The 24,559-nt window shown below is 42.3% G+C and carries 25 protein-coding genes and 1 tRNA gene; 15 read left to right on the forward strand and 11 right to left on the reverse strand.

The window, feature by feature from the left end; genetic code table 11:
* The first annotated feature begins 31 nt into the window (after nucleotides 1-31).
* The 6 genes from J8Z24_RS02485 to J8Z24_RS02510 all read left to right on the forward strand — a co-directional run bounded on the left by J8Z24_RS02485 (nucleotide 32) and on the right by J8Z24_RS02510 (nucleotide 6,776).
* Nucleotides 32-1,408, forward strand: coding sequence for a serine hydrolase domain-containing protein (locus J8Z24_RS02485; RefSeq protein ID WP_252095196.1), 1,377 nt, complete (start codon nucleotides 32-34; stop codon nucleotides 1,406-1,408).
* Between the two features lie 266 nt (nucleotides 1,409-1,674).
* Complete coding sequence (locus J8Z24_RS02490) at nucleotides 1,675-2,235, forward strand: YcjF family protein (protein WP_176032417.1); 561 nt, start codon at nucleotides 1,675-1,677, stop codon at nucleotides 2,233-2,235.
* A gap of 78 nt (nucleotides 2,236-2,313) precedes the next feature.
* Nucleotides 2,314-2,490 carry a hypothetical protein gene (locus J8Z24_RS02495; protein ID WP_167508250.1) on the forward strand — a complete coding sequence of 59 codons (177 nt, stop codon included), beginning with the start codon at nucleotides 2,314-2,316 and terminating at the stop codon, nucleotides 2,488-2,490.
* Between the two features lie 153 nt (nucleotides 2,491-2,643).
* Complete coding sequence (locus J8Z24_RS02500; protein WP_176032416.1) at nucleotides 2,644-4,305, forward strand: cyclic peptide export ABC transporter; 1,662 nt, start codon at nucleotides 2,644-2,646, stop codon at nucleotides 4,303-4,305.
* On the forward strand, nucleotides 4,302-5,381 hold the full coding sequence (locus J8Z24_RS02505; protein WP_176032415.1) for a prohibitin family protein: 1,080 nt from the start codon (nucleotides 4,302-4,304) through the stop codon (nucleotides 5,379-5,381). The genes J8Z24_RS02500 and J8Z24_RS02505 overlap by 4 nt, the downstream gene beginning before the upstream one ends.
* Before the next feature lie 333 nt (nucleotides 5,382-5,714).
* Entirely contained in the window at nucleotides 5,715-6,776 is a 1,062-nt protein-coding gene (locus tag J8Z24_RS02510; RefSeq protein WP_176032414.1) for a DUF6765 family protein, read from the forward strand.
* A gap of 43 nt (nucleotides 6,777-6,819) precedes the next feature.
* On the opposite strand, the gene J8Z24_RS02515 is transcribed toward J8Z24_RS02510, so the two are convergent.
* Nucleotides 6,820-7,566 carry a hypothetical protein gene (locus J8Z24_RS02515; RefSeq protein WP_176032413.1) on the reverse strand — a complete coding sequence of 249 codons (747 nt, stop codon included), beginning with the start codon at nucleotides 7,564-7,566 and terminating at the stop codon, nucleotides 6,820-6,822.
* 654 nt (nucleotides 7,567-8,220) lie between these two features.
* Between J8Z24_RS02515 and J8Z24_RS02520 the strand changes: the two genes are divergently transcribed.
* Nucleotides 8,221-8,466, forward strand: coding sequence for a helix-turn-helix domain-containing protein (locus tag J8Z24_RS02520; protein ID WP_128730151.1), 246 nt, complete (start codon nucleotides 8,221-8,223; stop codon nucleotides 8,464-8,466).
* Nucleotides 8,450-9,481 (forward strand): type II restriction endonuclease, encoded by a 1,032-nt coding sequence (locus J8Z24_RS02525; RefSeq protein ID WP_147389015.1) that lies wholly within the window; start codon nucleotides 8,450-8,452, stop codon nucleotides 9,479-9,481. Before J8Z24_RS02520 ends, J8Z24_RS02525 begins: the two co-directional genes overlap by 17 nt.
* Here the strand turns inward: J8Z24_RS02525 and yhdJ are convergent.
* The 7 genes from yhdJ to cutA all read right to left on the reverse strand — a co-directional run bounded on the left by yhdJ (nucleotide 9,470) and on the right by cutA (nucleotide 15,841).
* On the reverse strand, nucleotides 9,470-10,378 hold the full coding sequence (yhdJ, locus tag J8Z24_RS02530) for an adenine-specific DNA-methyltransferase (protein ID WP_147389016.1): 909 nt from the start codon (nucleotides 10,376-10,378) through the stop codon (nucleotides 9,470-9,472). The two genes, J8Z24_RS02525 and yhdJ, sit on opposite strands and share 12 nt — an antisense overlap.
* Before the next feature lie 149 nt (nucleotides 10,379-10,527).
* A tRNA-Ile gene (locus J8Z24_RS02535) sits at nucleotides 10,528-10,604 on the reverse strand.
* Nucleotides 10,605-11,198: 594 nt separating this feature from the next.
* Nucleotides 11,199-12,545: an acetyl-CoA carboxylase biotin carboxylase subunit gene (gene accC / locus J8Z24_RS02540; protein WP_125251013.1), complete on the reverse strand. Its 1,347-nt coding sequence runs from the start codon at nucleotides 12,543-12,545 to the stop codon at nucleotides 11,199-11,201.
* Between the two features lie 20 nt (nucleotides 12,546-12,565).
* Nucleotides 12,566-13,033 (reverse strand): acetyl-CoA carboxylase biotin carboxyl carrier protein, encoded by a 468-nt coding sequence (gene accB, locus J8Z24_RS02545; RefSeq protein ID WP_128730148.1) that lies wholly within the window; start codon nucleotides 13,031-13,033, stop codon nucleotides 12,566-12,568.
* Nucleotides 13,034-13,052: 19 nt separating this feature from the next.
* Entirely contained in the window at nucleotides 13,053-13,514 is a 462-nt protein-coding gene (gene aroQ / locus J8Z24_RS02550) for a type II 3-dehydroquinate dehydratase (protein WP_147389018.1), read from the reverse strand.
* Between the two features lie 195 nt (nucleotides 13,515-13,709).
* On the reverse strand, nucleotides 13,710-15,521 hold the full coding sequence (locus J8Z24_RS02555; protein WP_252095197.1) for a protein-disulfide reductase DsbD: 1,812 nt from the start codon (nucleotides 15,519-15,521) through the stop codon (nucleotides 13,710-13,712).
* Nucleotides 15,521-15,841 carry a divalent-cation tolerance protein CutA gene (gene cutA, locus J8Z24_RS02560; protein ID WP_147389020.1) on the reverse strand — a complete coding sequence of 107 codons (321 nt, stop codon included), beginning with the start codon at nucleotides 15,839-15,841 and terminating at the stop codon, nucleotides 15,521-15,523. Before cutA ends, J8Z24_RS02555 begins: the two co-directional genes overlap by 1 nt.
* A 129-nt stretch (nucleotides 15,842-15,970) precedes the next feature.
* On the opposite strand from cutA, the gene J8Z24_RS02565 reads away from it, so the two are divergent.
* From J8Z24_RS02565 to J8Z24_RS02580, 4 genes are all read left to right on the forward strand, one after another.
* Nucleotides 15,971-16,483, forward strand: a complete 513-nt coding sequence (locus tag J8Z24_RS02565) for an FxsA family protein (protein WP_252095198.1) — start codon at nucleotides 15,971-15,973, stop codon at nucleotides 16,481-16,483.
* 156 nt (nucleotides 16,484-16,639) lie between these two features.
* Nucleotides 16,640-16,927, forward strand: coding sequence for a co-chaperone GroES (locus J8Z24_RS02570; RefSeq protein ID WP_010368755.1), 288 nt, complete (start codon nucleotides 16,640-16,642; stop codon nucleotides 16,925-16,927).
* A gap of 50 nt (nucleotides 16,928-16,977) precedes the next feature.
* Nucleotides 16,978-18,624 carry a chaperonin GroEL gene (groL, locus tag J8Z24_RS02575; protein ID WP_125251019.1) on the forward strand — a complete coding sequence of 549 codons (1,647 nt, stop codon included), beginning with the start codon at nucleotides 16,978-16,980 and terminating at the stop codon, nucleotides 18,622-18,624.
* Nucleotides 18,625-19,043: 419 nt separating this feature from the next.
* Nucleotides 19,044-19,556 (forward strand): DUF3016 domain-containing protein, encoded by a 513-nt coding sequence (locus J8Z24_RS02580; RefSeq protein WP_252095199.1) that lies wholly within the window; start codon nucleotides 19,044-19,046, stop codon nucleotides 19,554-19,556.
* 68 nt (nucleotides 19,557-19,624) lie between these two features.
* Here the strand turns inward: J8Z24_RS02580 and J8Z24_RS02585 are convergent, their stop codons facing one another.
* Nucleotides 19,625-19,918, reverse strand: coding sequence for a prephenate dehydrogenase (locus J8Z24_RS02585; RefSeq protein ID WP_125251022.1), 294 nt, complete (start codon nucleotides 19,916-19,918; stop codon nucleotides 19,625-19,627).
* Nucleotides 19,919-20,103: 185 nt separating this feature from the next.
* Here J8Z24_RS02585 and J8Z24_RS02590 point away from each other — a divergent pair, with 185 nt between their 5' ends.
* Nucleotides 20,104-20,313 (forward strand): hypothetical protein, encoded by a 210-nt coding sequence (locus tag J8Z24_RS02590; protein WP_125251023.1) that lies wholly within the window; start codon nucleotides 20,104-20,106, stop codon nucleotides 20,311-20,313.
* 95 nt (nucleotides 20,314-20,408) lie between these two features.
* Here J8Z24_RS02590 and epmB read toward each other — a convergent pair whose 3' ends face one another.
* Entirely contained in the window at nucleotides 20,409-21,425 is a 1,017-nt protein-coding gene (gene epmB / locus J8Z24_RS02595) for an EF-P beta-lysylation protein EpmB (protein WP_252095200.1), read from the reverse strand.
* 42 nt (nucleotides 21,426-21,467) lie between these two features.
* On the opposite strand from epmB, the gene efp reads away from it, so the two are divergent.
* Both efp and epmA read left to right on the forward strand, forming a co-directional pair.
* Entirely contained in the window at nucleotides 21,468-22,034 is a 567-nt protein-coding gene (gene efp / locus J8Z24_RS02600) for an elongation factor P (protein ID WP_125251025.1), read from the forward strand.
* A gap of 208 nt (nucleotides 22,035-22,242) precedes the next feature.
* Complete coding sequence (gene epmA / locus J8Z24_RS02605; protein ID WP_252095618.1) at nucleotides 22,243-23,217, forward strand: elongation factor P--(R)-beta-lysine ligase; 975 nt, start codon at nucleotides 22,243-22,245, stop codon at nucleotides 23,215-23,217.
* A gap of 50 nt (nucleotides 23,218-23,267) precedes the next feature.
* On the opposite strand, the gene J8Z24_RS02610 is transcribed toward epmA, so the two are convergent.
* The gene (locus J8Z24_RS02610) at nucleotides 23,268-24,494 is read right to left on the reverse strand and encodes a methyl-accepting chemotaxis protein (protein WP_176032409.1); all 1,227 of its coding nucleotides are present in this window, start codon (nucleotides 24,492-24,494) and stop codon (nucleotides 23,268-23,270) included.
* Between the last annotated feature and the right edge of the window lie 65 nt (nucleotides 24,495-24,559).

Consider the following 24,559-nt stretch of genomic DNA (forward strand, 5'->3'; position numbering starts at 1 on the left):
TACGTGGTTGGCAATGTAAGGAATTTGAACAATGAAATGGCTAATACAACTGCGACTAAGACTGATGATGCTATTTTGCATTACCCTAGCGCTTGCATCTTGTTTGCAGAAAAAAAGTATCGCGGATAATCACACCATCATACCTAATCAATTAGAAATGATAGCAGCGGTGGTGAAAGAGTACTGCGATGCGAACCTTTTCTTTGGCACTATTTATATTACGTCAGTTGATAAAGTAATTTACCAGCATCACTGCGGGCCACAAAATATGCAGTATGATGTCGCGAACAGTGTGAAGTCGAAGTATCGCATTGGCTCCAATACCAAAGCGTTTTCGGCCGCTATTCTAATGAATATGTTAGATGGTAAGGACTTACGGCAGGAAACCATTGGCGACCACTTGCCTTGGTATCCAGATAATCAATGCGCAGATGTGTCATTGCATCACCTACTTACCATGTCATCTGGGATCAATAACTACAGTGACAACGAAGCGGTGTACGACAACTATGGTTGGCGACCCTATTTATATGACTCAAATCTAGACCTTAACGGACCAGAAGATTTTAGTAATCGCTTTTGTACTTGTGGTGCTGAAGCTGGGCAAAGTGGTACCCCCTCGTTCACGCCCGGCAGTAAGTATGAATACAGCAACTGTAACTACTATCTTATTGGTAACATTATCGAGCAGTTAGCTGCAGGTAAACAGGGCAACATTGGTCGTGAGTATTGGTTTGCTAATATCGTTCAAGAGCAAATTCTAAACCCGCTTAACATGACTGACAGTGGCTCATATAGCGCGATAGGTGTGTATTCGAATATGACCACAGGTTATATCTACAACCAAAACCAGTATTTACCTCTAGCGAATGGCCGCCCTCCAGCTACAGGCGGGCCCGCCCCCTATGAAGATATTTTGGTTAACCCTTACAGTAATCCGCTAGTGCTTTACTCTGCCGGAGATTTATATTCGACCGTAGAGGATATGCACAAGTGGGATCAAGGGTTATATGGTACGCAGATCTTAAGTGATGCCCAAAAACTGGCAGCTTTTGCACCCTATTCCAATACCGGCAGTAGCACAGAGTGTGAATATTATGGTTATGGTTGGTTTGTAACCTACGTCGACCCTAACCAGTATGGCAAAGTAGCAAATTGCCCCGAAAACCCAGCAGACGCTAACCTTAGAATGTATGAAAAGTTTTTACAGTATTCAGGAAGTTACCCCTATTCATGGGTGACTAGTTTTACTCGTTTACTGGAACGAGATCAAAGCATCATGGTGTTTAGCAACTATGTAAAAGAAGGGATTGAGTCAGATTGTATCGCCGATGAGATCCGCAACATTATCTTCTATAGTGATAAACACCGCACTGAGGAATGTCAGCAAGATTTAAATCAGGCATAACGCGGTGAGAGAAAACATCGAGCTCTGATGCTCGGTTAAACAAATTAATAGAACACCTGTGGTAGGTGGCAACGTTTCGCTCAGCTGTATTTGTGACACTGTGCAAATCCTTGGTTGTTCTTAGGTTTACTTCTTCATGATTAATGAAGGTAGTAAAGCCCATCTTTGAATGAGCATAGCTTGTGAAATTATGGGTGCTAGGGCAAGTGCCGTGTTGGCACTTGATGGGTTCGACAACTGTTTAAGTAAATCATAGAGGATGAATTATGGCAGTGACAAAAACAGCGAAGGACGACAAGGTAAGCGAAGCGCCAGAACAACAGGAACCACAACTTGTTGCTGATGAAGATAGAGCAGCCGTTGCTCAGCTGATTGTCGACAAATACACCAAATGGTCGTTTGGTTCTGGGTTTATTCCCTTGCCTGCGGTTGATTTAGTGGCGTTGACGGGGATCCAAATGAAGATGATAGGCGAAGTCGCGAAAGTCTATGGTCAATCATACGGAGACAATAAGTTGCGTGGCACAGTAAGCGCATTGATCGGCGGCTCTTTTCCACAAACCTTAGGGGGCGCGGGACTAAGCAGCTTTTTGAAGGCGGTTCCTGTGATTGGTACGTTAAGCGCAATCGCATTTATGCCAATAGTGTCTGCGGCATCAACACATGCAGTGGGCTCTACGTTTGTTCGACACTTTGAAAATGGCGGTACGCTGATAAACCTGAATTTAGCAAGTATGAAAGGGGATATCGCAGATATTGCAGCTAAGTATCGTGCAAATAAGGGAAATGCGGACGCAACCGCTGCAGCGGATAAAGCCACAGTATAACGATACTGGCTGAAATAAACCGGCAGGCAACTGCTGGTTTATTTTCCGTTTGTCGTCAATCAAAACTTGGAGCAACTTATGTTAATTGCGTTGTATTTAGTGTTATGTGTTTTAACTGGGTATTGGGGGCGTCACACCTTTGCGGGGCCGGTAGGATTCTTTCTCATCTCATTGATGTTCACGCCTGTTATAGGGTTGATTATTTTACTCGTTGGGCAAAGGCGCAAACCATTGGCCGAGCAAGATGAAGAATAGCCATTTCTGTTGTCACGGCTTTAACTTGATATCAATATAACCAGATGTTTTAAAGCGATATTCTTTTGTTTTTGACCTGTGGTTTTTATTTTTAGGGACTATGCTTAATTGCATGCGCGGGCAGTAGCCCAATAACAATAAAAGATAATAATAATGGTATTGTACGAATTAATTCGCCGACATATTCAGATAAAAAAACGGACCTTTTTTGCACTTGGGTGTATTTCTGGTTTGGCTAATGCGCTGGTGCTTGCACTTATCAACAACGTAGCAGCCAATATTTCTGACATAAATAAAGAAAACCACATACTCTATTATCTTGTGTTGTTTTCACTCACTATTGCGATTTATGGTTTGACTCAGCAACGCTTAATGACCAAGGCTGCACAAATGGTCGAGCGTGCCATAGATAAACTGAGGGTCGATTTATTTGAAAGCATTCGCCACACTGAGTTATCAACACTGGAAAAAGTTGGTAAGGAACGGATTTTCAATACGATAAGTAAAGAACTCCAAACCATATCTCAATCGGCGCAGCTTTTTGTGATCATCGGTCAGTCTATTAGTTTAGTATTCTTCACATCGCTTTATATCGCTTGGCATTCATTTGTAGCCTTTATGGTTATCTCAACACTTATCATGGTGGGTGCCAGTATACACCGCTTAAGAGCGAATGAGATTCAGCGCAACATGCGGATCTCCTTTGACAGTGAAAACCAGCTTATTCAGCGCTTATCTGATTTGCTTGATGGCTTTAAAGAAGTAAAGCTGAGTGAGCCAAGAGCAGAAGACTTAGAGCGGGAATATCGTCGCGATTCTAATCGTGCTAGGCGAGCGAAGACAAAAACACAAACTCTGTTTGCGACAGACTTTATTTTGTCACAAATAACGTTTTTTACCGCAACCGGTGCAATGGTTTTTATTGTTCCTATGCTATCCGATGTCTATACAGATGTCGTGATCAAAGTCACTACTGCATCGTTATTTTTAATCGGTCCAATTACCAGCATTGTTGGTGGGATCCCAGTATTCACAACCGCAACCGAGGCGGCGCAAAATGTCTTGGCACTAGAGCGTGATCTTAAAACGATAGCAGACCAACAGCATACCGAGAGGCTGAAATCTACCGAAAACCTCACATCATTTAAAGCCATTGCTATGCAAGGCGCGTTTTATCAGCACCAGAAGAAATCCAGTGACCGCCCTTTTTCCGTAGGGCCTGTTGATATTACATTCGAGCAAGGGAAAACCACTTTTATTACCGGTGGAAATGGTAGTGGCAAAACCACATTTATTCGTATGCTGACAGGTTTATATGCGCTTCAAGGCGGACAAATTTTATTAAATGGTCAAGCTGTGACTGATGATAATCGGCTCGCATATCGAAGTTTATTCACCGCTGTCTTTGCCGATTTTCATTTGTTCCAGCAGCTCTATGGTATTCGTGATTTGAGTGCTCAAGAAATAGACGAGTGGTTAGACTTTCTGGAGATGCGTGCCAAAGTCAGTATTCAAGAAGGGGCGTTTAGTACCATTGACTTGTCATCAGGGCAGCGAAAGCGATTGGCGCTACTGAGCACTATTTTAGAAAATAGGCCTATTTACATTTTTGATGAGTGGGCGGCAGATCAAGACCCTATCTTTAGACGCAAATTCTACGAACAAGTGTTACCACGCTTAAAGGCACGTGGTAACACGGTTATCGCCATCACTCACGATGATGCTTACTTCCACTTAGCTGATACACACTTAAAAATGGAAGAAGGACAACTATTTACCCATCAAGATAGTGAAAGTAATGGAGTGCTATCATGAATGTTACTATCCCTGAAGATTTTGGTTTATATGCTGTTGGTGGTGTCGTACTGGCACTTATTCTTTCAAACTTGTTTATGCGGGCGTTAAAGTGCTATAAACCCAAATGGCATAAACGCATATTGTCTTGGCGCTTTCGTGCTGGTGTGACGTTACTAATTTTGCTTTTTATCGCCGTTGTTTTGGTCAAAGTTGTCTTTATAAAAATAGATTCAGGGCAGGTGGGAGTGATATGGAAGCGCTTTGGCGGCACGTATGTTGAGCACCCGTTTTATGAAGGGACAGTTTTGGTATACCCCTGGGATACGTTGACGATTTACTCCAGCCGCTTCCAAACGACCACCACAGAGATCCATGCTATTACCTCTGAGGGACTGAGGATAAAAATGGAAATAACGGTGCGTTACCGCCCCGTCGTGGAGCATATTCCTTATTTACACAAGTTAGTTGGGGAAGACTATCTAGATGAAATTGTGATCCCAGAAGTTGCATCTGCGGTGCGCATGATTGTTTCTGACTATACCGCCGAGGAAGTATACGCAAATCAACGCTTAAAGATTCAAGATAAGCTGTTAAGCACAGTCCTGAGAGAGGTTCAGTTGCAAGAAAAAACCATACTAAAGCAAGAAAAGAGCGAGATGCAGGGGCATAATTTGGTAAATCTAGACGACATGCTAATTCGCCATGTAGATATTCCAGAAGGGGTGCATAATGCAATTATAGCGAAAGTAAACCAAATGCACTTGTATCAAGAGTACGAAATGCGCTTGGATGTTGCTGAAAAAGAAGCAGAGCGAAAGAAAGTTGAAGCCATGGGGATAGCTGATTTTCAAGAGAAGGTGAGTGGGGGGATCTCTGAAACTTACCTAAGATGGCGCGGCATAGAAGCAACCATTGAATTAGCCAAATCGAACAATGCAAAAGTGGTGGTTATTGGTAGTGGAAAAGATGGGTTACCACTGATTTTAAACACTGAAAATGGGGAAAGTGCTTTACCTGCTTCGGTGCAGCCAGTGGCAGGGGATCCGCAAAACCAAGAACCACAAACCCCCAATGCCATTACTAAACCAAAATAATACCAATTTTCTTAATTAGGTGGTCTATTTTGAGGCGAGAAAACCTTGTCGATAACCCCGCTACCGCGTCCTGTTATCGCCAAGGTACCTACATCCACGTAGGTAAGGCTAAAAATTTGCTATTTAGTTGTTCTAAATAAGAAATTTTTAACGCTATTAGCGTCAGATTTACTCCTTCAAATTGAGCAAGCATTAAGTCAAATTGGTAAAAGAGACCAAAGTGAGCCTCACTGCAATACGGTCGCTCATAGCCTATCCTAGCCCTAAGTTAGTTACATTTTGATTCTCACGCACTACACTGTGTTGCGTGAGAAAAGGCAAGGATAATAAAAAATGCAAATTGATTTACACCATGGTATGACATGGGTTGTTGCCCGTGCTGCGGGATTCACTGAACAAGAAGCTGAAATTATTGCTCACGCGTCGCAATATGTAGACGATGCAACAAATTACGGTCATATCGAGTTTGATAACGGGGCGGCCTATGAGCGTATCGCTACCGCACATAAAATGCTTGATTATAAAAACCTCGACAGCCTGAAGAATATGAAAGTGTGGGTGCCTTTTCATTTTTTACCAGGCAATGGAGGGTTGCCCGCTGGACAAAACCCCTCCGGCAGTTTTATTCAAAAACTGGTCTGTAAACCGCATTCATATGTAGCAAAAGACATGATTACTGAATGTATCGCAGATAAGGCAAGGCCATATGGATTACATCGCCTAGGTATTACCTCTCATGTATTCATCGATACATGGGGCCATCAAGGGTTTGCTGGAATACAACATAAAGTCAATAAAGTTAATGAAATAAAAGACTTAAATGGCGAAGCGGAAGAAACATGGAGCGAGCGTATCAGTGAATATTTTTCAGATATTTTTCAAGATGATATTCCAAGCCTTGGACATGGGCAGGCACTGTCTCACCCAGATCAGCCGCATCAAGTGTGGAGCTATATCAACGGTTTGGATGAGAAAGTAGTAAGAGATAACCCAAGCGATTTTCTGGTTGCTGCTGATGAGCTGTGCAAAGTCTATCAAGCTTATCGGGGAAAAGAGATAACAGGCTTGGGTGAGTCAGTAAAGCAAGAAATAGCACAGTGCTTTATTGAATTTAATATGGATGATGGTGAAGTGCGCCACCAATTGTGGCTTGATGCAATCAAAACCGATAGATTTGGCCTAGGTGCATACACACTTACTTATATTGCCAAAGGCGAAGGGTCGTGGAAGCATCAAGCGCTAGGCACGACACGTGCTAAAGGTGATGACGATAGCTATCCATTTCGCCGTGAATTTTTAACTTCTAATTGGAAGTATTTTCATGATGCGGCTAAAAAGCATCGTCTCTGTGTAATTGATGATATTTTGCCTAGATATGGGATTTGTGTCAGCTAAGCTTCAGTAAAGTAAGTGCAGCTAGGCTGCACTATTCTTGTGTTTAAAATAGCTCGGAAGAAAGTTCACGGGATTGTGAGTTTTGGTTAATATGCCAAGTTTCGACGAGGCGAGTTGTACCACCTGAGTTTTTACAAATTAATTCTGTCACCAGTACTTTATAAAAACCACTGTATTTAGCCTCACCCGCAACATTTAAGACATCACTATAAAACCCACCTTGATGTCTTTCATTGAAAAATGTTGGGTTACCACCGACATAATTGGCCTTTCGGCACTGGCCTTGGTGCGAGTTGTTATTAATATTAATCAAGCCGGTATATTGAACATCTGCAAAATACCCAGGACCATTACTCGGCGTTTGCCAATCAGCCACTTTGATTTCACTGTGCCATGCAACGGCGGGAGCCTTAGGTATCTTGTGGTAGACTATCGCCTCTTCACCTGAAGGTAATATGCAGCTGAGTTTAAGCGACTTTTCTGTTAGCTTATGCTCCGCAGGAATAGGGCCAGAAATAAAGGGCGTGTTGAATGTCAGAGGAGCAATCAAATTGCCAGTTTGTGTATTAACCACTTCAAATTGATGGCACTCATCCACTGTTAAGCCACCTATGAGTGCATTAAAGTACTCTGTTGTACCTGCACGAGCTGAGATAAAATCAACAGGTGCGCCCTGATACTGCGAATGATCTCCCGCGCCATCTTGATCATAAAATACCTGAGTAGCAAAAACAGAAGTGGAACTACAAGCCAATACCATCGCAAGTAGTCGAGTGTTGAATGTAACCATAGTTTCTCCTTTACAGTTTATTTTTTATTCAGTTCCAATATAAGGTAAATGTAATTACATACAACTTTTTGATTTTTCGGGTTTTAGCAACTATCTAATTACTGCAACTGCAATCTGGAACGATATGTGAAGTGAGTATGAAGGCTTAGAACTTCACTAACGCTAGATGAGTGGAGTTCAAGTGGGTAGAGATTTGAGTTATTAGAGAGGAAGTGGACAGTATGTTGATGTGGGAAATCATTTCTATTCGCCAACATTGGGTAAAAAGCTTTATGCGCTTATGACTCTTCCAGTGGTAAATTATGAGATGTGAAAGAATCTACTATTTTCTAGCCTCATTTTGGTGTTGTTGAAAAGCTGAATATTGTTGCGGGCTAATCATAATTTACCGTTTTAAATTGCAGACTAAACATTCACTTTTTGCAAAAACTATTTTTGATTTGCAGAATGTAGAGCTACCAACGCCTGTTTTTGAGCTTTTTTAATCATGCCGGCCGGAGTTTATACATAGTGAGGTGACCAGCACTATGTGAAAAATGCTGTATTTAACCTCACCCATCATCTTCATTACAAAATCCACACGTAATGTGACTTATAGTCCGTAGACACATTGTCTACATTGGTAAATTATCCCTTTAGCATTAGAGGGTTATCATGAACGAAGAAAAAATTCTCCAGCTATTTGGACTACATATTAAAAGCTTGAGGCTAAAGCTAGGCCTTAGTCAAGAGGAGCTAGCTTCTCTGTGTGAGCTTGATAGAACATATATTAGCGGAATAGAGCGGGGCAAAAGAAATATCAGTCTGTTAAACATTTTAAAGCTTGCTGATTCTTTGCAGTCTTCAGCGTCAGAGCTCATGAATTTTAAGAGTAAGGATAATAATGACAAGCCCATATAGTCACTTTGTGGATGAATTAGCAGAAAAGCACGGTGTCAGTAAAACTGGATTATTAAAAAAGTTTCTTGAGTTTAAGACTCGAGCTGTAAAAGGGAATAGCAAATCTAGAAGAAATTGGGCCGCGGTTTATACGATATCCGTGATTTGTGAGGACTATGTGGCTGGACAAAAGAATGGCTCATCTTCCACATCTCTGCTGCGTAGGATTAGACAGAAGCCCTATGGAAGTAAACTTCAAAATCACCATCTGGATAACAGATTAAATGGCGAATTTAAGAAAAAATACCGAACAGATTTAGAAATCATGGACATAGATGGCTCTAACCGGAAAGTATCGGAAGCTATTTTGGGTGAAGCTGGAGATAAACCTGAAGCCGTGGCTAAATTTGCGGTAGATGTGGTTGCTACATATGCGTCAATTATCGCGAAAATCGAGATTGCATTTTTAACTGAAATTTCATCCGCTAATACTCAGCAAGATATACTAAAAACAATAGTTAAGGCTTTCAATGCCACCTCAGATGCAAGAGTTTTTGAAATTGTTTCTTTCGCTATCTTACATTTGTCTTTCAAGAAAATTAAAGCTTCATTCTCCACAAGCTCCGGTGAAATTGAGACTAGCCCATTAATGCTTTATAAAACCGGAAGAACTAACGCTAATGATGGAGGTATCGACTTTGTACTCAAGCCAATAGGAAAGTTTTTTCAAGTTACAGAAGGTATCGATTTCAAAAAGTACTTTTTAGATTTTGATAAGGTGAACCGGTTTCCTCTGAGTTTTGTGGTGAAGACAAGCTTAAGTGTAGATGAAGTACAGAGCCAAATTAGGCTTAAGGCCAGCCGGGAAATGGATGAGCTAAAAGTGGAGCTTTATATGTCTTTATTTGAGGATATATATACCTTAAATGAGCTAAGTGATTACCTCCAAGAACTTTCTACAGATAACAATTCAATTGAGCAGCTGAAACAAATTATTATCAACTGCTATAAGCTCGAGTTTAGTTTATCTGATTAAAGGGTTTTGCTGTGGCGAGGCACTTGTGTCAGCTTCTTTCTGCCTATTTTTTTTGGATAAATTATTGGTCTTTCTTTTTTTCTCTTTTGCTAGTTCTTGCTCAGAATAATGGGATGGAAGCTCGAGTCTTCTAATTCCCATTTTCACGTATTCTTCATTGATCTCGATACCAATAAATTTACGATTGAAGCGCTTTGCAACAGCGCCCGTGGTAAAGCTTCCTGAAAACGGATCAAGGACGTAATCCCCTTCGTTTGAAGATGCTTTTACAATACGCTCAAGCAGTGATTCTGGTTTTTGGGTTGGATGATTTTCATACTCATCCATCTTGAACCTAACTCTCGGGAACTCCCAAACATTACCAGGAACTTTTTTTGTATTGTAAGGCTGAGGAGGGTTTTTTCGATAATCTATTAGCTGCCTTTTAGCGCCTGTTTTCGCCTCAACTAATATATCTTCATGATTGAAAGTATAGTTTTTAGGGTGTTTAGTAAGCATTAATATCGGCTCATACATAGATCCAAAGTATGTCTTTGCTTGAACACCAGAGCTATCATAGCTCCAAATCACTCTGCTTTTTATAGTGAATAGTTTCCGACAGTAAATATCCAAAAAGGGCATATTTTCGGTACTATTCATTAAATAGAATGTTCCATTTGGCTTGAGTACTCTAAAGCAATCATCAATCCATTCGTAACACCATGCAAGAAAATCTTCTTCAGTCCACTTTTCCTTTAAACCATCGAAATCTTTGCCTATGTTATACGGTGGATCTGCGAAAATTAAGTTCACTGATTCGTCAGGAATAGCTTTTAAACCCAGCAGGACATCACCGTGAATAATCTTTTGATTTTCATCTGAAAAAGTTTGATTTATAACATCAAATCGAGCGGCCATTAGAATACTCAAAGGAACATAAAAGCGTGACGCATAGTCTACATTTTAATATATTACATAACAACTGAATTGAATATGGTACATAACGCTAAGGCGTTACCAAGTATAAAAACAGAAAGTGCTATTGATAGTAAACTTAGGGGGTGAAATGGTGGCCCCACCTGGACTCGAACCAGGGACCTACCGATTATGAGTCGGGTGCTCTAACCAACTGAGCTATAGGGCCATTTTGTGTTTTTGCGCGTAACATTCGTCCATGAAGCTTGATTCCGGTCTCGGATTCAACACTCAGGGTCGCTACGCTAATATCCCTTCGCTTCCTCGACGTAAACTTTCTTTGAAAGTTTACCCAACTGAGCTATAGGGCCATTTTGCTTTGTGGTTTAAAGGTAAATCACTGAAAGCGCAGGCAGTATAAAAATTTTTAACAGGCTTGTCACTATTAAAACGAGAAAAAATCGAGATGAATGTACTGATTGCTTAATTATGAAGCAAAGTGGAGCGTAAAGTAGCTTTTGCAGTAGAGATAGAATGAATTTTAGCGTCAGAAAGTTCGTGCTTTTCTCGCTCGCCGAGGAGCGATGGCCGTAGAAATGATTGGCTTAGTTTGGCTTTTTCAAATGTAATGTCGATAGGAACGAACAAGCTTGTTCCTATTAGTATTCTTAAATTTATATTTTTAAGTGGTTACGCAGCCGCTACCGTATTTCGAAGAAATTTCACTGATTTTTGTAGGGAGTAAGGTGTGAATGGGGTGTTACTGTAACGCAGATAAAAGAAGCCGACGCAGTGTCGGCCTCTTTTAGGAGAACGAATTAGGTTATTGGTGCATGCCTAGTTTTTTCTCTAGGTAGTGGATATTCGTACCACCGTTTTGGAAGTTCTCGTCTGATAGAATCTTCTTGTGCAGCGGGGTATTGGTTTTAATCCCGTCAATCACTAGCTCATTCAGTGCGTTTTTAGCGCGAGCAATTGCAACATCACGGTTTTCACCATAAGTGATTAACTTACCGATCATTGAGTCGTAATGTGGTGGTACCGTATAATCCGCGTAGATATGACTGTCCCAGCGGATCCCAAGGCCACCAGCTGGGTGGAAGCGCGTGATCTTACCTGGTGAAGGAATAAAACTGTCAGGGTCTTCAGCGTTAATACGGCACTCAATTGCATGACCTCGGATCACCACGTCATCTTGTGTAATAGAAAGTGGTTGGCCAGCAGCAATCTTAAGTTGCTCCTTAATTAAGTCTACGCCAGTGACCATTTCTGTTACTGGGTGCTCAACCTGAATACGGGTGTTCATTTCAATGAAGTAGAACTCACCGTTTTCGTATAAGAATTCAAATGTACCAGCACCGCGATAGCCGATTTCGATACATGCACGAGTACAGCGATCACCAATGTATTTACGCATTTCAGCTGTGATCCCTGGTGCAGGTGCTTCTTCCACTACTTTTTGGTGACGACGCTGCATTGAACAGTCACGCTCACCTAAATGGATTGCATTGCCTTGACCGTCAGCCAGTACTTGTACTTCGATGTGGCGCGGGTTTTCTAGGAATTTTTCCATGTAAACCATGCCATTGCCAAAGAATTGCTTGGCTTCTTGTTGCGTCAACGCAATTGAGTCAACCAGTTCTTTTTCACTACGCACGACACGCATACCACGACCACCACCGCCACCTGCGGCTTTGATGATAACGGGGTAACCAATACGCTTGGCAATCTGCATATTGCGATCGTTATCTTCGGTTAACGGGCCATCAGAACCAGGAACACAAGGAACACCCGCTTTTCTCATTGCTTCAATAGCAGAAACTTTATCACCCATTAAGCGAATCGTGTCGCCTTTTGGACCGATAAAAATAAAGCCGCTTTGCTCAACTTGGTCGGCAAAGTCTGCATTTTCAGAAAGAAAACCGTAACCTGGGTGAATGGCAACGGCGTCAGTTACTTCTGCAGCTGCAATAATACGCGGAATATCAAGGTAGCTTTCACTTGCTGCTGGTTTGCCGATACAAATGGTTTCATCCGCAAGAAGAACGTGTTTTAGGTCACGATCGGCTGTTGAGTGTACAGCAACCGTCTTAATACCTAGCTCCTTGCAGGCACGCAATACACGAAGGGCAATTTCACCTCGGTTTGCAATGACTACTTTATCTAACATAACGTTGACCTTCTGCGTAATTATTCGATGATGAATAGCGGTTGGTCGAATTCTACTGGCTCACCGTTTTCAATTAAGATTGCTTTAACCACACCAGCTTTGTCTGATTCGATTTGGTTCATCATCTTCATTGCTTCAACGATACAAAGCGTGTCGCCAACATTTACTTTTGAACCTACTTCTACGTATGCTGCTGCTGTTGGAGATGAAGCTGAATAGAAAGTACCAACCATAGGTGACTTAACTTGGTGACCAGCTGGAGTTGCACTTTCTGGCGCTGCCGCTTCAGCAGCAGGTGCTGCAACAGGAGCGGCTGGTGCTGGTGCTGGTGCCGCAGGTGCTGCCATGTACTGTTGAGGTTGAGCGTAAACTGGTGCATTACTGTGGCGATTAATACGTACTGATTCTTCACCTTCTGTAATTTCTAGTTCTGCAATACCTGATTCTTCTACTAGTTCGATAAGTTTTTTGATCTTGCGAATATCCATACAATGACCCGCCTGTTAGTTAATTTGAGTTATTTTGTTTTCGCAGTTGCGCCAGTGCAGCATCGAGTGCTGCGCGATAGCCCAACGCGCCTAATCCACATATCACACCTTCCGCCACGTCAGAAAAATAAGACTTGCGGCGAAATGGTTCTCTTTTGTGTACATTTGTGATGTGCACTTCATAAAAGGGAATGTCTACACTGAGTAAGGCATCTCTAAGCGCAATGCTAGTATGTGTGAATGCGGCAGGATTGATAATAATCGCATCGCATTGTCCATACTGTGCATGAATGGCCTCAATAAGCTCTGCTTCACTGTTACTTTGAATGTGTGACAACTCTACTTGCTGATTTTGTGCATAGTCAGTGAGCGCATCGACAATCTCATTGAGTGTCTGCGTACCATAGGTGCTGGTTTCACGACGACCTAACATATTTAAATTAGGTCCGTTTACTAATAAAATCTTTAATTTTGCAGACATTTTACGTGAACTTCCTTTAAGTAAAGCGTTAGACAAAAAATTGTACTGTATGGCTTGTTAACTTATGCCTAATTTCAGCAAATAGCAAATATTTCTCTATTTCGTCGAGTATTATAGAGAGTTCGCGGTAAATAGCAGCAAAATACTGGTCTAATGAGAAGGGTAAGGGAGCAAGATAGCTTGCTCCCAAAATGGCTACTTTGCGTCCTGCTTAGCCTTGTCTAGGTGAGCTGCAAAGTCTTTTGCATCTAAAAAGCCGGTGACGCGATGTGCTGGCATCTCGTTGCCTTGGCTATCAAAAATTAAAATGGTGGGTAAGCCAAATACCGTAAACGCTTCCATGATCTCTTGGGTATTATCATTAGCTTTGGTTAAGTCGAGTTTTAATAACTCGTAGTCTTTAAACTGTGCTTGTACCTCGGGAGTTGGGAAGGTGTACTTCTCGAACTCTTTACAGGCCACACACCAATCAGCATATAAATCCACAATTGGCACTTTACCTTTAGCATTAGCCTCTGCAATGGCTACTTCAAGCGCAGCTAGGTCTGGCAGTAATTTAAACTTTTTTTCTGCCGATGCGGCTTCAGTTTGAGTGGTTACTGCATTAACTACTGGCTTAGGTGCTGGAAAAAAACTGCTTTTTAAGGCAAATAAGCCAACGATAAATAAAGTGATAGCAAAACCCCACAGAGTGGTTTTACCTTTACTCGTTTGCAATTGGCTTTGCCAGTAATGTAAGTAAAGTGCTGTTGCAACGGCAAGGCCACCAGCCAAAGCAATGATCACGGTAGCATCAAGGATGCGCTCTAGCAGGATGAGTGGTACAAATAGCATCACAAAACCAAATAGCGTCTTGACCTGATCCATCCAGCCTCCAGCTTTTGGTAGTAACTTACCACCAGAAGTACCTAGCAATAATAGCGGTAAGCCCATGCCCAAACTCAGTGCATAGAGTGTTAGCGCACCGACAACATAATCGCCGCTTTGCGCGACAAACAGGAGAGCACCAGACAAAGGTGCGGTGGTACAAGGGGATGCAATAAGGCCCGATAAGACACCCATTACAAACACACCCCAATAATTGCCGCCTTTTTGTTTGTTACTGAGCTGGGTGAGTTTATCCATCATGCTGCTTGGTAGGCGGATCTCGTATAGCCCAAACATTGATAGCGCGAGTGCAACGAACAAGATACTAAAGCTGATAAGTACCGCAGGATGCTGCAAGTAGCCTTGAATTTGGCCACCAAAGTAAGCAACAACAAGGCCAAGTGCGGCATAGGTAACGGCCATGCCTTGTACATAAACAAAAGATAAACTGAACGCTTTTTTAGTTGAAAGCCCCTGTTGACCTGCGATTAAGCTCGACAAAATAGGGAACATGGGGAACACACAGGGAGTAAAAGCAAGCCCAATACCAAGACCAAAGAACGTCAAAATATTTGCAAGCAAGCTGCGCTGCATTAATTGCTCAGTAAAAGACAAATTGTCGTCATCCACAGGACGGCTTGTGTTTTGAATCTCAGCGTCTGTCTCTGGAGCTTTGTTTGATGTGGCTTTTGGCTGTTCTCCTGCAATCGTGCTTAACGGCACTTCAACGATTTCTGGTGGGTAACAAAGCCCAGCTTCTGCACAGCCTTGATAGCGGATTTTTACAACCGCTCCAGGTTGAATATTATCGAGTTTAGAAATAACAGATAAATGATTGAAAAAGACTTCAGTGCGGCCAAAAAACTCATCCTCAATCATCACGCCTTTTTCTAACTCTGGCACTTTGATGTCGGCTTGTTTGGCGATGATTTGCAGATTTTTCTTATACAAGTAATAGCCATCAGCGATGTCCCAACCGACAAACAATGTTTTTCGTTGTTGGTCAAAATCAAACTTAAATGCTTCGTTTACAGGTAAAAAGGTTTGTTGCTTTGGCGCTAACAAGCTGTCTAGCACAGCATTATTTGCCTGTGCTGGAAGCCATATTAACAGCGAAAAAAGAACTACTAAGAGTCGCATTACAATAGTACCTCGTCCATCCATTTAAAATAAGCTAGGTTGCCACTAGTAACATCCACAACTTGAATTTCAGGGACATCATAGCTGTGAAGATCACGAATAGCAGCCATCACTTGCTCTAGTTTTTCGGATTTTGTCTTAATTAACAGCTTGGTTTCGCGCGCGTGCTCCACCTGACCTTCCCAAACATAAATAGATTCTACTTCTGGGATTAGGTTCACACACGCTGCGAGTTTTTGCTCTACAAGTTGCGCTGCAATTTTACGTGCTTCGGTAACGGATCCGCATGTAGATAAGACGAGTTTATATCTTATACCCATAGCTATTTCCATTTTAGGGTTGGTAATGGCATCTTAGCGGATAGCGCCTCTTTTCTAAAGCGTCTAACTTGCATCGCTTGAATTAAGACCTTGGCACCCATATTTATCTTTCGTAGATTTGGAGAAAGTATGTTTAGATTCTTATTTATTTTATTTATTGCCATTCCGATTATTGAAATTGCATTGCTGATCCAGGTCAGCGAGGTAATAGGCGGCTTTGCGACGATTGCCCTTGTGATAGCAACCGCCATTCTAGGTGCGAGACTTGTCAAACAGCAAGGCTTGGGAGCCTACGTTAATGTTCAACAGCAGATGTCCCGAGGACAGTTGCCTGCTCAAGATTTGTTTACCGGCTTGTGTGTGATCATCGCTGGTGTTTTGTTAATGACGCCTGGGATTATGACCGACGTACTAGGGTTTTTACTGCTAACGCCCGCAGTTAGAAAAAAGCTGGCGCAGTCACTGCTGGCCCATGCCACCGTAAAAGTGCAAACAGGCATGCACTCAGGTCAGTCACCGTTTGCTAATCAATCACGCGAAGAACATGCGGAACAGCAGGAAGAAATTAGAGATCCGTTTAAAAATCAATCGGGTAGAAATTCCTCAACAACGATTGAAGGTGAATACGAAAGAAAAGACTAAAATTTTTTAGTTTTTTCTCTTGGGTTTTAATTTGCCCATCCCCATAAATGAAAGCAATTAAAATTGCGTGTGTTAACCACAATCTGTGGATGTAACACCGCCTTAAAAAAGCATTATTTCTGTCATTGTTCAGAAACTGTTAGGAGAACTATATAAATGAACATTCGTCCTTTACATGATCGCGTCATTGTTAAGCGTCTTGAAGAAGAAACAAAGTCAGCTGGCGGCATTGTGTTAACCGGTTCTGCGGCTGAAAAGTCTTCACGTGGTGAAGTGGTTGCAGTAGGCAACGGCCGCGTGTTGGACAATGGTGAAACTAAAGCATTACAAGTAAAAGCGGGCGACACAGTGTTGTTCGGCTCTTACATCGAAAAGACTGAAAAGATCGAAGGTCAAGAGTACTTGATCATGCGTGAAGATAACATCTTAGGCATCGTAGAATAATTAATACTTTTTAGTTTAATCGACAACAGAATTTAAGAGGAATTTATAACATGGCAGCTAAAGAAGTTCGTTTTGCAGGTGACGCTCGTACAAAAATGCTTAAAGGCGTAAACGTACTAGCAGACGCAGTAAAAGTAACACTAGGTCCAAAAGGCCGTAACGTTGTTTTAGAAAAATCATTCGGCGCACCAACTATCACCAAAGACGGTGTATCTGTTGCAAAAGAGATTGAACTTGAAGACAAGTTCGAAAACATGGGCGCACAGATGGTTAAAGAAGTTGCGTCTAAAGCAAATGACGCAGCGGGTGACGGTACAACAACTGCGACTGTTCTTGCCCAAGCTATCGTGAATGAGGGTCTTAAGTCAGTTGCTGCTGGTATGAACCCAATGGACCTTAAGCGTGGTATCGACAAAGCAGTTATCGCTGCAGTTGAAGAGTTAAAAACGCTTTCAGTACCTTGTTCAGACGCAAAAGCGATTGCACAGGTTGGTACTATTTCAGCTAACTCTGACAAAGAGATTGGTGACATCATTGCTGAAGCAATGGAAAAAGTAGGTCGTGAGTCTGGTGTTATCACTGTAGAAGAAGGCCAATCACTACAGAATGAATTAGATGTAGTTGAAGGTATGCAGTTTGACCGTGGTTACCTATCACCATATTTCATCAACAACGCTGAAAAAGGCCAAGTTGAGCTAGATAACCCACATATCCTGCTTGTAGACAAGAAGGTTTCAAACATTCGTGAACTTCTGCCTACACTAGAAGCAGTTGCTAAAACAAGCAAGCCGCTACTAATCATTGCAGAAGACCTTGAAGGTGAAGCGCTGGCAACTCTGGTTGTAAACAACATGCGTGGTATCGTGAAAGTTGCTGCTGTTAAAGCGCCTGGCTTTGGTGATCGCCGTAAAGCGATGCTACAAGACATCGCTATTCTAACTGGTGGTACAGTTATCTCTGAGGAGATTGGTCTTGAGCTTGAGAAAGCTACGGTTGAAGACTTAGGTACAGCTAAGCGCGTGGTTATCACTAAAGATGATACAACTATCATCGACGGTGCCGGCGAGCAAGAAGCTATCGATGGTCGTGTATCACAGATCAAAGCACAAATCGAGGAAGCAACTTCTGACTACGACAAAGAGAAGCTACAAGAGCGCATGGCAAAACTTGCTGGCGGTGTTGCAGTAATCAAAGTTGGCGCAGCAACTGAAGTTGAAATGAAAGAGAAGAAAGACCGCGTAGAAGATGCACTACACGCAACTCGCGCAGCGGTTGAAGAAGGCGTAGTACCTGGTGGTGGTGTTGCACTAGTTCGTGTAGCAAGCAAGATTGAGTCGCTAACGGGTGACAACGAAGACCAGAACCACGGTATTAAAGTGGCACTTCGTGCGATGGAAGCACCACTTCGTCAAATCGTTTCAAACGCAGGTGACGAAGCATCAGTTGTTGTTAATGCAGTTAAAGGCGGTGAAGGTAACTACGGTTACAACGCAGCAACTGGCGAGTACAGCGACATGATTGAAATGGGTATCCTAGACCCAACTAAAGTAACGCGTTCTGCACTACAGTTCGCAGCATCAGTAGCTGGTCTTATGATCACAACTGAAGCCATGGTTGCTGAAATCCCGAAAGAAGAGCCAGCTGCTCCAGATATGGGCGGCATGGGCGGCATGGGTGGTATGGGTGGCATGATGTGATAAACATCACCTCCTAAGCATCTCGCTTCAAAACCCAGCTTCGGCTGGGTTTTTGCTTTTGAGCAATACAAGGTATGTATTTAATACCAATCAAACTTAATACTTGCTCAATTTGAAGAAGTAAATCTGACGCTAAAAATTTCTTATTTAGAGCAACTAAACAGCAAAATTTTTGCCTTGCCTACAGGACGTAGGTACCTCGGCGTGAGCAGAGCGAGGAAGCGGTGTTATCGACAAGGTTTTCACGTCTTAAAATAGACTACTTAATTAAGATGATTAGCATAACTTTACTCGACAAACCTGAGAACATTTACCAATAACGTCGGTCTTACTATTATATTGATGAAAATGTAGCTAATTGTCACACTGCGTAAAAGGGTGTGATCCTGCTTTACTTCGTATTGATAAAGAGTAAGGTGGTGATAGAGCTTGAAGGAGATCTAAAGATGAAATTACCAATGACATTAGTTGCCCTGTGTCTGACACCATTATTTGTAAATGCAGGTGAAGTTTCGGTGACTTGGAAAGACTTTAAAGAGTACCGTGATGTGCGCCCAGGTAATGAAACACGTGGGTCCTTTTATGAGCGTGTGGAGAAGCAATTTACCAAGCATGTGGAGGAATTAGCTGAGCAGTTGCCGGAAGGTTATAAACTAGCAGTTAGCTTCGATGAAATAGACCTAGCTGGTGATGTACATTATGGAATATCAGATATTCGTGTGATAAAGCCGATCCATTTTCCGCGTTTAGAAATTAGCTACCAGCTAACGGATCAAGCAGGTAAAACTATTGCACAAGAAAACGCAGTAAAATTAAAAGACATGTCGTTTATGGATAGAATCAAACGCGGCTTAGATGAATCTTTTTATTATGAGAAGCGTTTGTTGACAGAATGGTTTGAAGACGACCTGATGAAAAAAGTGAGTTTATAAACGAACTTTAGGCGCTCTTTTTAGATAAGGTTGCACGCAGCGTTTTGGCTGCGTGTTTACGTGTAGTGTTATTTAAAAGTCGCGAGTAGCTGCAATAGAGATTGGAGTTTTTTAACCACCAACGCCAGTTTTTGCTCGTCAATTTCTTCAGTTTTAGATAGACCTTCAACATCGGCTGCAACATCCAAAACATATGGCTTAAAGCGCTTAGCTTCAAACGTAAATCCCGCTTCTTCTGTAAATAGTGCTTTAAACTTACCGTGGCCTTGCTGTTGCAAGTCATCAAGCTTTTTATCCGCATCTAGTGCTTGGCGGTATACGATCTTGAGGTTTTCATTGAGTTTTTCGATAACGGCTTGCATGGTCAGTCCTAATCGCCCTACTAAAAGCGCTTATTTTAAGGGTTTCATTTACAAATGTCAGGTGTAAATCTACTCTTTTAAAGGTAGTAAAAAGGGATTGGAAATTTATCTCAAAATTTACCCTAAAGGTTTAGCTTTGTATGCCGATACCTTATCTGATCCATCAAAAAGTTAGGTAATCACTTATGAATATTTCCGGAAGTAACCTACCTGCTATGTCTGGAGCGAGTCAAAGTGGCGAAGTATACAGCGCTGCATTGGCAAAAAAGCAACAGAAAGCAGATGGACAAGCCGCGCTTGCATTAATTGAATCTGCGGGTAACAGTGCTGCTGCACAAACACCTGCTAAATCAGTAACTGCAACGTTAGGCAACAACATCAACACATACGCTTAATTGCTATGGGTTGATGGCACGTTGTCTTCGGTTGTCCGATAGCTATGTGCAAAAGCAATCGGTGCTAGGGTCATTAGCACCGATTTTTTGCGCTCTTAACCGAGTAAATCTAGGTCAACCGGTGTTTTACTTGGCTGACCGCCAATCTCTCGCACTAATTTAGGCACTAAAAATCCTGGCAACGTTTCTAAAAGCTCAGCCATAAGGGCTTTGGCTTCTGCTTCTTCAACATCGAAGTGGCTAGCCCCTTCTACTTTATCAAGCAAATGCAAATAATAAGGCAGTATATCCGCATCGAATAAGGCTTCACTCAATTGGGCTTGAGTTGCAGCATCGTTGTTAATTCCCTTGAGCAGTACAGCTTGGTTCAGTAAAGTCACATTTGCTTGTTTTAGCTGTTTCATTGCGGCTTTAAAGTGTTCGTCAATTTCATTCGGGTGGTTGATATGGTTAACCAAAATCACCTTTAAATGACTCTGTGCTAAACGTTGGCATAATGCCTCGGTTATTCTCGTTGGGATCACCACTGGTAGGCGGCTATGAATACGCAAACGTTTGATTTGTGGTATCGTCTCTAATTGTTCTAACACCCAAGCTATCATGTCGTCTTTGGCCATCAGCGGATCACCGCCGCTTAAGATCACCTCATTGATTTCAGGGTGGGTGCGTAGGTAATCAAACACTGGGGCTAAGGTGCGTTTATTGACCTGATTATCTTGATAAGGAAAGTGGCGTCGAAAGCAGTAACGGCAGTTGACCGCACAGCCGGTTTTGAGCATGAGTAATACTCGAGAGCGATACTTATGTAGCAGCCCCGGCACTGGTGCGTCTTGCTCTTCGAGTGGATCTTTACTAAATCCCGCTTCAGTTAAATATTCCTGATGTACCGGCAGCACTTGCAATAGCAAAGGATCGTAACGATCTCCGTGGCGCATTTTATCAATAAATGGGCGTGGTACTCGCATAGGAAACAAGCGCTTAGCTGCAAAGTCTCGTGCATTAAAATGGTCTTGCAACCCTAGGATGTTAAGTAGTTCCTGTGGGTCAGTGACAACATTTGCTAATTCTTTTTGCCAGTTAGTCTGCAAATTTACTTCATTTATTTGTATCATTAGCAGGTTAATTACTCGAATATACGTAGATTAGAGGATACGATGGCGAATTATAGCACCAACGAGTTCAAGGGCGGTCTAAAAATTATGATCGATGGCGAGCCTTGTTCTATCTTAGAAAATGAAATGGTCAAGCCTGGCAAAGGACAAGCGTTTAACCGCGTTAAGATCCGCAAGCTTATCTCAGGTAAAGTATTAGAAAAAACATTTAAGTCTGGTGATTCAGTTGAAGGTGCAGACGTAATAGACACAGATCTTGCTTACCTATATACAGATGGTGAGTTCTGGCACTTTATGAATAACGACACGTTTGAACAAATCGCTGCGGATGAAAAAGCGGTAGGCGAGAACGTAAAATGGCTCGTTGAAAATGACGTATGTACTATTACGCTTTGGAACGGCAACCCAATTGCTGTAACGCCGCCAAATTTTGTTGAGCTCGAGATCACCGAAACGGATCCTGGCCTGAAAGGTGATACCGCAGGTACTGGTGGTAAGCCTGCTACATTGAGCACAGGTGCTGTTGTACGCGTTCCTTTGTTTGTTCAAATTGGTGAAGTGATTAAAGTTGACACGCGCAGTGGCGAATACGTTAGCCGCGTAAAATAAATACCACATCAACCTAAGTTGTTACACCATTTGTTTTAATGCTTTCTTAGTTTGAAAGAGTGATAAGCTGCAAAGAGTTGCCTTAATGGTAATAAAATGCGCTAGCTGCGCTATCAACAAGGCTTTTTGGCCTTTAAGTAAAGCGCTATATAAGACAAATAGGCATTGATAAATCCCAGCATTAAGCTGGGATTTTTTTGGAGTAGAAATAATGGTAAATGATTGGCAGCCGAGCGCAAGCATAGAAACGCTAAGACATAGGGCCGCGATTTTAGCGAAAATACGGCAGTTTTTCGCAGCCCGAGAGGTAATGGAGGTAGAAACCCCAAGCCTCTCGCAGGCCTCAGTAACCGATCCCCATTTAGATACTTTCCATACACGTTTTGTTGGCCCAAATCATAGCCAAGGGTTACCACTGTACTTACAAACGTCTCCAGAGTATGCCATGAAAAGGTTATTGGCAGCAGGAAGTGGCTCTATTTTTCAGCTTGGCAAAGCATTTCGTAATGAAGAGTCTGGCCGTCATCATAATCCAGAGTTCACTATGCTTGAGTATTATCAGGTGGGCTATGATGAATTTGAGCTAATGTCTGAATTAGATGAATTGATGCGGTATTTACTAGACTGTCGTGCAAGTGAGTCAATCAGCTATCAGCAGGCGTTTATTACTTATCTTGGGTTTGACCCACTAGCTATCTCTTTAAGCGACTTAAAAAAGCATGCCGAGCAGCGTGGTTATGGTGATATAGCCGCGATTGAAAATAACCCAGATACATTGCTACAGTTGTTGTTCTGTATGGAGATTGAGCCGCAAATTGGCCAACGTGTTCCGTGTTTTGTATATAATTTTCCGGCATCACAAGCAGCGCTTGCCAAGCTCAACCCGAAAGATAATCGAGTTGCTGGGCGCTTTGAGCTGTATTATCAAAATATGGAACTGGCAAATGGTTTTAATGAGTTAACCGACGCAGCCGAGCAGCGTGCCCGTTTTATGCAAGATAATCAGCTAAGAGCAGAAATGGGGCTTGATGCTGTGCCTGTCGATGAGCGTCTACTCGGAGCTCTTGATGCTGGCATTCCTGATTGTGCCGGCGTTGCGGTGGGCATAGATAGATTGGTTATGCTCGCACTAAACAAAACGACCATAAGTGAAGTAATCAGTTTTGATGTTTCGCGGGCTTAACGCACCGCGAAACATCTGGGGTAAGAGCAAATAGTGATCCTAAGTTTAGGCTATTTATGTGAAACAAACCGTTTCAGCTCTTTTTGGGTTGTTTCTGTAAGTTTTTGAGCGCTTTGACATTCAGCCAATGCACTATCTATTTGCGATTTTGAGTGCTGCCCCAATTCAACAATTTGCTGCACAGCTTGATGGGTGTGCTTTTGTGTCTCTTCCAGTTGGTGCACTGCGCTGACAATTTCTTCCAATTGTGCTTGATTGCGCTCAAAATCATCACTCATTGAGATAAAGCCATTGGATGTCTCACTAATGGCTTTCTCGGCAGAAACCGAGTGTGAAATAAGTTGCTCTGATTCTTGATTGGTTTCGCCAACAAGTACGTTCATCTTATTGATAAAGTCACTAATTTGGCGTGTGGCGTCATTTACTTTGACGGAGAGTGCTCTTACCTCATCGGCAACCACGGCAAACCCTCGACCTGCTTCTCCTGCTCGGGCAGCTTCAATCGCAGCGTTGAGCGCAAGTAAATTAGTCTGATCTGAAAACTCTTCAACCATTTTTAGGATACTGCGGATATTTTCGCTGTTCTCTTTTAGCCCCAGCACCGTCGATGAAAAGTTACCAAGCAGTGTGGTGATTTGTTTTACTTCAGCTACCAATTTAGTGACGGTTTGTGATGAGCCTCTAACGAAGTGCAGGCTCTCTGTATTGGCCTGATATACTTGATCCGTATTGTGAACAATGCTTTGTAAGCTATGGCTAACCTGATCAGAGGCTGCAATGATGGTATCGCCCTGACTTAACTGCTGCTGACCGTAGCTTGCGGTACTTTGCATTGATGCTGTGACATCATGGTTGCTTTGGGTTGCAGCAGCAGCACTTTGATAGGTCTTTTCTAATAGTTCGCTTAAATGAGTGGTAAAAGAATTGTATTGTTCGCTGAGATCTCTAAATTCGTCAAAGGTAAACTGAGGCAATTTGGCATCTAAATTACCATCTTGGCGGTTAATTCGCTCTAATGACTCTTTCATTGCTTGTACTGGGCGGACAATTAAAAAGCGCATGTAGAACACAGTAAAACCAAATGCTGCAATAATCACAATAGCTAGCAGCCAGAATGCGGCCAGACTGGCGTCGGCGCTCACCAGCTCAGAATATAGCCAAATCAAGCTAATGATTTGAAAAAGCAGTAAAAATCCTAGGTTACCAACTATTTTACGAGTGAGTGTGAAGAAAAAGGTTTCTTCGATAAAATTATAAATGCGCATATATAAACTCATATTGGGCTCATCATTGTGCCACTTTATTTGTCTCAGTATAGATGAGCTAAATGGAATAACAATGC

The sequence above is a fragment of the Pseudoalteromonas sp. SCSIO 43201 genome (assembly GCF_023716725.1).
GTDB classification, from domain to species: domain Bacteria; phylum Pseudomonadota; class Gammaproteobacteria; order Enterobacterales; family Alteromonadaceae; genus Pseudoalteromonas; species Pseudoalteromonas peptidolytica.